The 11,958-nt window shown below is 54.6% G+C and carries 5 protein-coding genes; all 5 read left to right on the top strand.

What is annotated here, in order from left to right:
• Positions 1-218 precede the first annotated feature (218 nt).
• The 5 genes from nirB (at position 219) to NBA72_RS09670 (ending at position 11,804) form a co-directional block, all read left to right on the top strand.
• The gene (gene nirB / locus NBA72_RS09690) at positions 219-2,762 is read left to right on the top strand and encodes an NADPH-nitrite reductase large subunit (RefSeq protein WP_023224866.1); all 2,544 of its coding nucleotides are present in this window, start codon (positions 219-221) and stop codon (positions 2,760-2,762) included.
• Positions 2,759-3,085: a nitrite reductase small subunit NirD gene (gene nirD, locus NBA72_RS09685; RefSeq protein WP_000084817.1), complete on the top strand. Its 327-nt coding sequence runs from the start codon at positions 2,759-2,761 to the stop codon at positions 3,083-3,085. Before nirB ends, nirD begins: the two co-directional genes overlap by 4 nt.
• A gap of 265 nt (positions 3,086-3,350) precedes the next feature.
• Entirely contained in the window at positions 3,351-4,160 is an 810-nt protein-coding gene (gene nirC, locus NBA72_RS09680; RefSeq protein WP_000493576.1) for a nitrite transporter NirC, read from the top strand.
• Between the two features lie 11 nt (positions 4,161-4,171).
• Complete coding sequence (cysG, locus tag NBA72_RS09675) at positions 4,172-5,545, top strand: siroheme synthase CysG (RefSeq protein ID WP_020899313.1); 1,374 nt, start codon at positions 4,172-4,174, stop codon at positions 5,543-5,545.
• A gap of 337 nt (positions 5,546-5,882) precedes the next feature.
• Positions 5,883-11,804, top strand: coding sequence for an autotransporter adhesin BigA (locus tag NBA72_RS09670; RefSeq protein WP_439004991.1), 5,922 nt, complete (start codon positions 5,883-5,885; stop codon positions 11,802-11,804).
• The last annotated feature ends 154 nt before the right edge of the window (positions 11,805-11,958 follow it).

The following is an 11,958-nucleotide window of genomic DNA, read 5'->3' as shown; positions in this document are numbered from 1 at the left end:
CCCTCCTGACGAGGTAGGCCTGTTGGTCTAAAAACCCCTCATTTTGTATGTTATTTGTACAAACCTGAAAAGCCTGACAATTCCGCCACTTATAAAAATCCAGACAAATCAGCCATATACCCATTAAGAGGTATATAAAGGTGAATTTGATTTACATCAATAAGCGGGGTTGCTGAATCGTTAAGGTAGGCGGTAATAGAAAAGAAATTGAGGCAAAAATGAGCAAAGTCAGACTCGCTATTATCGGTAATGGTATGGTCGGCCACCGCTTTATTGAGGATCTCCTTGATAAATCCGACGCTAGCCTGTTCGACATTACCGTGTTCTGTGAAGAACCCCGTAAAGCCTATGACCGTGTCCACCTGTCATCCTACTTCTCTCACCACACCGCGGAAGAGCTCTCTCTGGTGCGTGAAGGATTTTACGAGAAGCACGGCGTGAAGGTACTGGTTGGCGAACGCGCAATTACCATTAACCGTCAGGAGAAAGTGATTCACTCCAGCGCGGGTCGTACCGTTTATTATGACAAGCTGATCATGGCGACCGGTTCATATCCGTGGATTCCGCCGATTAAAGGCTCCGAAACCCAGGATTGCTTCGTTTACCGTACCATTGAAGACCTCAACGCTATCGAAGCCTGCGCCCGTCGCAGCAAGCGCGGGGCGGTGGTCGGCGGCGGTCTGCTGGGGCTGGAAGCCGCTGGCGCGCTGAAAAACCTCGGCGTGGAAACGCACGTCATTGAATTTGCGCCAATGCTGATGGCGGAACAGCTCGATCAGATGGGCGGCGAGCAGCTACGTCGCAAGATCGAAAGCATGGGCGTGCGTGTACACACCAGTAAAAACACGCAAGAGATTGTTCAGCAGGGTAACGAAGCGCGTAAGACTATGCGTTTTGCCGACGGCAGCGAGCTGGAAGTCGATTTTATCGTCTTCTCTACCGGTATTCGCCCCCGCGACAAGCTGGCTACCCAGTGCGGTCTGGCCGTCGCGCAGCGCGGCGGTATCGTGATTAACGACACCTGCCAGACGTCTGACCCGGATATCTACGCTATCGGCGAGTGCGCCAGTTGGAACAACCGCGTTTACGGTCTGGTCGCACCGGGCTATAAAATGGCCCAGGTTGCCGTTGACCATATCCTCGGCAGTGCAAACGCCTTTGAAGGCGCGGATCTCAGCGCCAAACTGAAGCTGCTGGGCGTGGACGTCGGCGGCATCGGCGACGCGCATGGCCGCACGCCGGGCGCGCGTAGCTACGTTTACCTCGATGAAAGCAAAGAAGTCTACAAACGTCTTATTGTCAGCGAAGATAACAAAACGCTGCTCGGCGCAGTACTGGTCGGTGACACCAGCGATTACGGCAATTTGCTGCAACTGGTACTGAATGCCATCGAACTGCCGGAAAACCCGGATTCACTGATCCTGCCGTCGCACGCGAGCAGTGGTAAACCCGCTATCGGCGTGGATAAACTGCCGGACAGCGCGCAGATCTGCTCCTGCTTCGATGTGACTAAAGGCGATCTGATCGCCGCTATCAATAAAGGCTGCCATACCGTGGCGGCGCTGAAAGCGGAAACCAAAGCCGGAACCGGCTGCGGCGGCTGCATCCCGCTGGTGACGCAGGTACTGAACGCCGAACTGGCGAAACAGGGTATTGAAGTCAACAACAACCTGTGCGAGCACTTTGCTTATTCTCGTCAGGAACTGTTCCACTTAATCCGCGTGGAAGGTATCAAAACCTTTGAAGAACTGCTGGCGAAACACGGTAAAGGCTACGGCTGCGAAGTGTGTAAGCCGACCGTCGGTTCGCTGCTGGCGTCGTGCTGGAACGAATACATCCTCAAACCGCAGCACACGCCGCTACAGGATACTAACGATAACTTCCTGGCGAATATCCAGAAAGACGGTACTTACTCGGTGATCCCGCGCTCCGCTGGCGGTGAAATCACCCCGGAAGGTCTGGTGGCCGTGGGTCGTATCGCCCGCGAGTTTAACCTCTATACCAAAATTACCGGTTCTCAGCGTATCGGTCTGTTTGGCGCGCAAAAAGACGATCTGCCGGAAATCTGGCGTCAACTGATTGAAGCCGGTTTCGAAACCGGTCACGCGTATGCCAAAGCGCTGCGGATGGCGAAAACCTGCGTCGGCAGCACCTGGTGCCGCTACGGCGTGGGCGACAGCGTCGGTTTCGGCGTGGAGCTGGAAAACCGCTACAAAGGCATTCGCACCCCGCACAAAATGAAGTTCGGCGTCTCCGGCTGTACCCGTGAATGTGCGGAAGCGCAGGGTAAAGATGTCGGCATTATCGCCACTGAGAAAGGCTGGAACCTGTACGTCTGCGGTAACGGCGGCATGAAACCGCGTCATGCGGATCTGCTGGCAGCCGATCTCGATCGCGACACGCTGATCAAGTACCTCGACCGCTTTATGATGTTCTACATCCGTACTGCCGATAAGCTGACCCGTACCGCGCCGTGGTTAGATAACCTGGAAGGCGGCATCGACTATCTGAAATCGGTCATCATCGACGATAAGCTGGGCCTGAACGAACATCTGGAAGAAGAGATGGCGCGCCTGCGCGCAGCGGTGGTCTGCGAGTGGACGGAGACCGTCAACACGCCAGCGGCGCAGGTTCGTTTCAAACACTTCATCAACAGCGACAAGCGCGACCCAAATGTCCAGGTCGTCCCGGAACGTGAACAGCATCGACCGGCCACGCCGTATGAACGTATCCCGGTCACTCTGGTGGAGGAAAACGCATGAGTCAGTGGCAAAACATCTGCAAAATCGATGACATCCTGCCGGGAACCGGCGTCTGCGCGCTGTCAGGCGGCGAACAGGTGGCGATTTTCCGTCCTTACCATAGCGATCAGGTGTTCGCGATCAGCAACATCGACCCGTTCTTTGAGGCCAGCGTGCTGTCTCGTGGACTGATTGCGGAACATCAGGGCGAACTGTGGGTCGCCAGCCCGTTGAAAAAGCAGCGCTTCCGCCTGAGCGATGGTTTGTGCATGGAAGATGAGCAGTTCTCTGTGAAACAGTACGACGCGCGGGTAAAAGACGGCGTGGTGCAGTTGCGCGGTTAATTATTTTTGGGAGGCGCAACGCCTCCCCTTTTTTGTATTTTTTTTCATTTTAATTGTTATCACAAAATCATTTGTACTGCATCGCGGCGGCAACTGAGCAACAAATTCGTCAGGAACGAATTTGAACAGCCGCTGGCTGCCTTCGGTGAGGGACAAGGATGTCCCTCATTAATCCCCAGGAGCATAGTTCACTATGTGACTGGGGTGAGCGAGGGCAGCCAACAAAGAGGCAGTGCAAAGGATGAAGTGAGAAAAGGATAATCAAATGTTTACAGACACTATCAACAAGTGTGCGGCTAACGCTGCGCGCATCGCACGCCTGTCGGCGAATAATCCGCTCGGCTTCTGGGTCAGTTCGGCAATGGCCGGGGCTTATGTCGGTCTCGGCATCATTCTTATTTTCACCCTCGGCAATCTGCTCGACCCGTCCGTGCGTCCTTTGGTAATGGGAGCGACCTTCGGTATCGCCTTAACGCTGGTCATCATCGCCGGTTCCGAACTGTTTACCGGCCACACCATGTTCCTGACGCTAGGCGTCAAAGCAGGCACTATCAGCCACGGTCAAATGTGGGCTATCCTGCCGCAAACCTGGCTCGGCAACCTGGTCGGTTCCGTGTTTGTCGCCCTGCTTTACAGCTGGGGCGGCGGCAGTTTGTTGCCGGTAGATACCAGCATCGTTCACTCAGTCGCGCTGGCGAAAACCACCGCACCCGCCACGGTACTGTTCTTCAAAGGCGCGCTGTGTAACTGGCTGGTTTGTCTGGCAATCTGGATGGCAATCCGCACCGAAGGCACGGCAAAATTTCTTGCTATCTGGTGGTGTCTGCTGGCGTTTATCGCTTCCGGCTACGAGCACTCCGTCGCGAATATGACGCTGTTTGCCCTCTCCTGGTTTGGTCATCACAGCGACGCCTATACCCTGTCCGGAATCGGACACAACCTGTTATGGGTCACTCTGGGTAATACTTTGTCCGGCGTCGTGTTCATGGGATTGGGTTATTGGTATGCTACGCCGAAATCGGAGCGTCCTGTTCCGCAAAAAACCAACCAAATTAAGGTTACAGCTAACCATTAAGGGGTAATGTCGTGGACCATTTGCCTATATTTTGTCAATTACGCGACCGCGACTGTCTGATCGTCGGCGGTGGCGATGTCGCAGAACGCAAAGCACGGTTACTGCTGGAAGCAGGCGCACGTTTAACGGTCAATGCGCTAACCTTTATTCCACAGTTCACCGTATGGGCAAATGAAGGCATGTTGACTCTGGTTGAGGGACCGTTCGACGAAGCACTTCTCGACTCGTGTTGGCTGGCGATCGCGGCCACCGACGACGATACCGTCAACCAGCGCGTCAGCGACGCGGCGGAGTCACGCCGTATCTTCTGCAACGTGGTGGATGCGCCGAAAGCCGCCAGCTTTATCATGCCCTCCATTATTGACCGCTCGCCGCTGATGGTCGCCGTCTCCTCGGGCGGCACTTCCCCAGTGCTGGCGCGTCTGCTGCGCGAGAAACTGGAATCGCTGCTGCCGCAGCATCTGGGGCAGGTCGCGCGCTATGCCGGGCAACTCCGCGCCCGAGTGAAAAAGCAGTTTGCCACGATGGGCGAACGTCGTCGCTTCTGGGAAAAATTTTTCGTCAATGACCGGCTGGCGCAGTCGCTGGCGAATGCCGATGAGAAAGCGGTTAACGCGACAACCGAACGCCTGTTTAGCGAACCGCTGGATCACCGTGGCGAAGTCGTGCTGGTCGGCGCCGGGCCGGGCGATGCCGGACTGCTGACGCTGAAAGGGTTACAACAAATCCAACAGGCGGATATCGTGGTTTACGATCGCCTCGTCTCCGACGACATTATGAACCTGGTACGCCGCGATGCCGATCGGGTCTTTGTGGGGAAACGCGCGGGTTACCACTGCGTCCCACAGGAGGAAATCAACCAGATCCTGCTGCGTGAAGCGCAAAAAGGTAAACGCGTGGTACGCCTGAAAGGCGGCGATCCCTTTATCTTTGGTCGCGGCGGCGAAGAGCTGGAAACGCTGTGTCATGCCGGTATTCCTTTCTCGGTAGTGCCGGGGATTACCGCGGCTTCCGGCTGCTCCGCCTACTCCGGTATTCCGCTAACCCATCGCGATTACGCACAGAGCGTACGTCTGGTCACGGGTCACCTGAAAACCGGCGGCGAGCTGGACTGGGAAAACCTGGCGGCAGAAAAACAGACGCTGGTGTTCTACATGGGGCTGAATCAGGCAGCGACTATCCAGGAAAAACTGATCGCATTCGGTATGCAGGCCGATATGCCGGTTGCGCTGGTAGAAAACGGTACCTCTGTGAAGCAACGCGTCGTCCACGGTGTGCTGACGCAGCTTGGTGAATTAGCGCAACAGGTTGAAAGCCCGGCGCTGATTATCGTTGGCCGGGTCGTTGGCTTACGCGATAAATTAAATTGGTTCTCTAATTATTAATTAAAATAAAGCCCTGAATAACAGGGCTTTATTTTACAACTACTCGTAATCTCAAATTATTTTTACTTAAAAGTGAATTAAGAAATCAACTTTAAATACACCAGAAAAATTTAAATAGTAATAATTCTGCCTAAAAACCCTTTTATTCGTCAAATTCACCTCTTATTCATTCATACAATAAATAACACCGTTAAGCACTCAATTTGACCTGACCTGGTTATCGGGTGATAAAATAAACACTAAAGCATAATTTTTCTTCTGGCCATTTCATCATTGCCTGTATCGCTCTCTGCATATGTTTAGTACGCAAGGAAAATATTAATTAAGGATGAACCCTATGCAAAAGAAAAAACTTATTTCTATCGCTATCGCTTTAACGCTACAAAGTTATTACATTCCGGCCATCGCCGCAGAAAATAACGATGATGAAAAAGAATGTCCCAGTAATATCTCCTCCCTGCCTAAAGAAAAACGCGCAAAACTCTCACCGACCTGCCTTGCTACACCTGAAAATGATAATCACTGGGGCTGGGTTGCTGGCGGCGTTGCTGCACTGGTCGCAGGTGTGGCTATTGGCGTTGAAAATAACGGTGGCGGAGATTCTAATCATTCTTATACCCCCCCTACGCCCGATAATGGCGGCGACGTTACCCCACCCGACGATGGCGGCAACGTCACCCCGCCTGACGATGGCGGCGATGACAATGTGATCCCACCCGATGATAGCGGCGATGATGATGTGACCCCACCCGACGATAGCGGCGATGACGATGTGACCCCACCCGACGATAGCGGCGATGACGATGTAACCCCGCCCGACGATAGCGGCGATGACGATGTAACCCCGCCTGATGATAGCGGCGATGACGATGTAACCCCGCCCGACGATAGCGGCGATGACGATGTAACCCCGCCTGACGATAGCGGCGATGACGATGTAACCCCGCCCGACGATAGCGGCGATGACGATGTAACCCCGCCCGACGATAGCGGCGATGACGATGTGACCCCGCCCGATGATAGCGGCGATGACGATGTAACCCCGCCCGATGATAGCGGCGATGACGACGACACGCCCCCGGATGACTCGGTTATTACCTTCAGCAACGGCGTCACCATCGATAAAGGCAAAGACACCCTGACCTTCGATAGCTTCAAACTGGATAACGGCAGCGTTCTCGAGGGTGCCGTGTGGAATTATTCAGAACAGGACAACCAGTGGCAGCTCACCACCGCGGACGGCAAAACGCTGAACGTCACCGACTGGGACGTGACCGACGCCAATGCCGCCGTGATTGAAGGCACCCAGGAAAACGGTCTCTACTGGAAGTACGACAGCCGTGGCTATCTGATTATTGCCGACGATAAAACCACCGTTATCAGCGGCGATGACCAGGCGCATAATTCCGATCGCGGCATGGATATCAGCGGCCAGGATCGCACCGGCGTGATTATTTCCGGCGATAGAACCGTCAACACGCTCACCGGGGACTCCAGTGTGACCGACGGCGCCACCGGCATGGTTATCTCCGGCGACGGCACCACCAACACCATTTCGGGCCACTCAACGGTGGACAACGCCACCGGCGCGCTGATTTCCGGCAACGGCACCACCACCAATTTCGCCGGTGACATTGCCGTGAGCGGCGGCGGCACCGCCATCATCATCGACGGCGACAACGCCACGATTAAGAATACCGGTACCTCTGACATCAGCGGCGCAGGCTCCACCGGCACCGTCATTAACGGCAATAACGCCCGCGTCAACAACGACGGTGATATGACCATCACCGACGGCGGCACCGGCGCCCACATTACCGGCGACGACGTGGTTATCGATAACGCCGGGAGCACCACCGTCAGCGGCGCAGACACCACGGCGCTGTATATCGATGGCGACAACGCGCTCGTTATCAACGAAGGTAATCAAACTATCTCTGACGGCGCCGTCGGTACGCGCATTGACGGCGACGATGCCCATATCACCAATACCGGCGATATCGCGGTGGATGGCGCGGACTCTGCCGCTGTAGTTATCAATGGCGACAACGGCAGCCTGACCCAGGCGGGCGATCTGCTGGTCACCGACGGCGCGATGGGTATCATCACCTACGGCACCGGAAATGAAGCAAAAAATACCGGCAACGCCACCGTGCATGATGCGGACTCGGTGGGTTTTGTGATTGCAGGCGAAAAAAATACCTTCAAAAATAAAGGGGATATCGACGTCAGCCTTAACGGCACCGGTACGCAGGTGAGCGGAGATATGTCACAGGTTACGCTGGATGGCGATATCAATGTAACCGCCGTCGAAGACAGCGATAGCGTCTATCGTGGCGCAACGGGTATCGACATTACGGGGGATAACAACACGCTGGATATTGTCGGTAACGTCACAGTCAACGGCGATTATGACAACGACAGCGTGATGGCTGGCAGCACTGATACCCTACAGGGGATGTCCGTCAGCGGCGACAATAATCAGGTGGATCTCACCGGCACGCTCAACATTAACGTCAGCGATATGAGTAATGTAGACGGGCAATATCTGAATGCCGTTGGCCTTAGTGTAACGGGTGATGGTAATTCCGTGGACTTAACTGGCGGTATTAATATCAACTACACCCAGGATGCTGATGGCATCGAATCGCCCGTTGTCGGCATAAATATCAACGGCGACAGCAGCGTAACGCTAAGCGGTCAGTCCACGCTTGATATTACCAGCGTCACCGGCGGCGCGGTGACGCTGGCCTATGTGCAAAACGGCGGCAACTTAACGTTAGACCAAAGCTCAACGATTAATGTCAACAGCACACTTCTGCCTGCTGGTTATTACATGGAAAATGCGCTCTTAACCGCCACGGGTCAGGGCTCCACGATCAATAATCAGGGAACGATCGTGGATAATGGCGCGGTCTCTTTGTTGCTGGCGAACAGCGGCGCACAGGGAGGAAACAGCGGCGATATTACCGCCTATGCCACAACCGGTGAGGATAACCGTAATGCAATCACCGCCGCCAATGGCCAGGGCTCCACGTTCAACAATGAAACGGGAGGAACCATCACGGTAGTGTCGTCATTAACTCCGGTTGTGGATGGTGGCGCATTCGGATTCCCGCTTGCGTGGCGCAACAACACGCTTTACGCCATGCTGGCGGAGGGTTACGGCGAGGTGAGTAACGATGCCGGCGCCCACATATATTTGCAGGGCGCAGGAGTATATGGCGTATCCGCCAGTAAAGGCACGGCGTCCAATGCCGGGGATATTTACCTGGACGGTTTAGTCCCGACGCTGGATGATGAAAACCATATCACCGACAAAACTTACTGGGCGCCGCCGCAACTTTATGTCACCAGTTCCGCAATGGTAGCGGGCTCCACCGATGGCGGTTATGGCGACGCCACCGCTATCAACACCGGCACCATTACCGTTAACAACGCCGGGTTCGGCATGATGGCGCTCAACGGCGGTACCGCCATTAACCAGGGCGTAATCACCCTGACCGCCGATGACGGCGTTACCGGCCAGGCAAACGAGTTGGTCGGGATGGCGGCGCTCAGCGGCGGCACCGTCATCAATGACACCAGCGGCATCATCAATATTGATGCCGATTACGGCCAGCCCTTCCTGACCGACGGCAGTGGCCTGATTATTAACTATGGCCAGGTCTGCTTTGGCGACGATTGCCAAAACAGTGAAGAGTACAATCCAACAAACGGTGACGTTTCAATCCCTTACACGGATGGCGCAACTATTGCCGATGCCGGAACAAGCACCACGCTTGAAAATAACGCCGTGGTGACAGGGAACGTCAATAATGCCGGAGAGGTCAGCGGCAAGCCAATCACAGTCCTGGATAGCGGCACGCTGACCAACAACGACAGCGGTGTTATCAATAGCGATACCAAGGTATCCGGTAACCTTGTCAATGATGGCACCATAAGCGGTAAACTGACGCAAAATGGCGGCGATATCGTTAATAATGGCACCATTGACAGCCGTAGCCTGACGACCGGCGGCGTATTAACTAACGGCACGGATGGCACCATGACCTCCGGCGCCAAAGTCACCGGTGCGAATAGCGCCATCATCAACGATGGTACCTTCCAGCTTGGCTCCGCAACAGACGCGACCAACGCCTCAATGCTGGAAATTAACGATTACGCACAATTCTTTAATACCGGCACGCTGATCCTTGATAACAACAAAAACGCCATTCACCTGAATCCGAATAACGGAACGCTGTATAACACAGGGACGATGGATCTTACGGCAACCTCCAATAAGGGGGCGATTAACTATTGGGGCGCAGGCGCTACATTCATCAATGACGGTACGGTCAATGCTACCACGGCGACACTGGCTTATGCGGCCGGTGGCGCAAGCAGCGCGCCGGATCAACACGCGTTCTTCTGGAACCAGTCAAACGGCGTTATCAACTACGATGCGGATAATGGCCGCGCGGTAGATTTTTCTGCCAACAGCAATTACGTGGCGGTCAATGACGGCACCATGAATATCAGCGGTAATAACGCTTACGGTATGTATGGCGGCAAAAATGCGCAACTGGTCAACAACGGCACCATTGAACTGGGTACAGAAGGCACCACCGACACGGGCATGGTGGCGATGGCGCTGGATAAAAATGCCACCGCCGACGCGGTTATTGAGAACAACGGCACGATTAATATTCACGCCAATAACTCTTACGCGTTCAGCGTGGCGGGCGCAGGTCATGTGGTCAATAACGGTACGGTCGTCATTGACGATAACGTGACGGGTTCCGGCCTCATTAAACAGGGTGACAGCGTTAACGTCGAAGGGACAAACGGTAATAACGGCAACAGCGATGAGGCGCATTATGCCGACTATACGTTGCCGGGAACGCCGGTTGAACCTGACGGTAACATGACTTCCGGCTCCACCACCGATGGCACGTCCAACAACCTGAACGGTTATGTGGTTGGCACTAACGCCGACGGCAGCGCCGGTAAGCTTAAGGTCAGCAACGCCAGCATGAACGGTGTGGAAATTAACACCGGGTTCACCGCAGGCACCGCCGACACCACCGTCAGCTTTGACAACGTGGTTGAGGGCAGCAACCTGTCCGACGCAGGCGCGATTCAGTCCACTTCCGTAGTCTGGAACGCCCAGGGTAGCCAGGATGCCAACGGCAACGTTGACGTCACCATGACTAAAAACGCCTATGCCGATGTGGCGACCGACAGCTCGGTAAGCGACGTGGCGCAGGCGCTGGACGCCGGTTACACCAACAACGAGCTGTACACCAGCCTTAACGTGGGTACTACCGCCGAGCTGAACAGCGCACTCAAGCAGGTGAGCGGTGCTCAAGCCACCACGGTATTCCGTGAAGCGCGTGTACTCAGCAACCGCTTTACCATGCTGGCCGACGCCGCGCCGCAAATTAAAGATGGTCTGGCGTTCAACGTCGTAGCGAAAGGCGACCCACGTGCGGAGCTGGGCAACGACACCCAGTACGACATGCTGGCATTACGCCAGACGTTGGATCTCACCGCCAGCCAGAATCTGACGCTGGAGTACGGTATTGCGCGTCTGGATGGCGACGGTTCGAAAACCGCAGGCGATAACGGCCTGACCGGCGGCTATAGCCAGTTCTTTGGCCTGAAGCACAGCATGGCGTTTGATGAAGGTCTGGCGTGGAACAACAGCCTGCGTTATGACGTCCACAACCTCGACAGCAGCCGTTCTGTCGCCTATGGCGATGTCAACAAACTTGCCGATTCCGACATGCGTCAGCAGTACCTTGAGTTTCGCAGTGAAGGGGCGAAAACTTTCACCATGATGAGTGATACGCTGAAAGTCACGCCGTATGCTGGGGTGAAATTCCGTCACACCATAGAAGATGGCTACAAAGAGCGCAGCGCCGGAGATTTTAACCTGTCCATGAACTCTGGCAACGAAACGGCGGTAGACTCTATTGTCGGCCTGAAGCTGGATTACGCCGGGAAAGACGGCTGGAGCGCCACCGCTACCCTGGAAGGCGGCCCGAACCTGAGCTACAGCAAGAGCCAGCGTACAGCGTCATTACAGGGTGCGGCGGGTCAATCGTTCGGCGTGGATGACGGTCAAAAAGGCGGCGGCGTTAATGGTCTGGCAACCATCGGCGTGAAATACAGCAGCAATGATACCGCGCTACATCTGGATGCCTACCAGTGGAAGGAAGACGGTATCAGCGATAAAGGCTTTATGCTTAACGTTAAGAAAACATTTCGTTAAATAAACGACATTATATAACACTAATAAAGGCCGCTTATTATTAAGCGGCCTTTTTAAATCATATCCCCTGGTAAAGATAAAGTCCTTATTTGGACTACCTGGATGATTCATTAATTGCTATCGTACTATACGCTAAATAGATCTTATATTTATT

The organism is Salmonella sp. NW1250 (assembly GCF_051812965.1).
Classification (GTDB): domain Bacteria; phylum Pseudomonadota; class Gammaproteobacteria; order Enterobacterales; family Enterobacteriaceae; genus Salmonella; species Salmonella enterica.
Note: the sequence above shows the minus strand (reverse complement) of the source record. Positions and strands in the feature narration are given on the sequence as shown.

What these genes read in the sequence shown, in the direction of transcription:
- nirB (WP_023224866.1), top strand. Translation starts at nt 219, where the DNA reads ATGAGCAAAGTCAGACTCGCTATTATCGGTAATGGTATGGTCGGCCAC.
- nirD (WP_000084817.1), top strand. Translation starts at nt 2,759, where the DNA reads ATGAGTCAGTGGCAAAACATCTGCAAAATCGATGACATCCTGCCGGGA.
- nirC (WP_000493576.1), top strand. Translation starts at nt 3,351, where the DNA reads ATGTTTACAGACACTATCAACAAGTGTGCGGCTAACGCTGCGCGCATC.
- NBA72_RS09670 (WP_439004991.1), top strand. Translation starts at nt 5,883, where the DNA reads ATGCAAAAGAAAAAACTTATTTCTATCGCTATCGCTTTAACGCTACAA.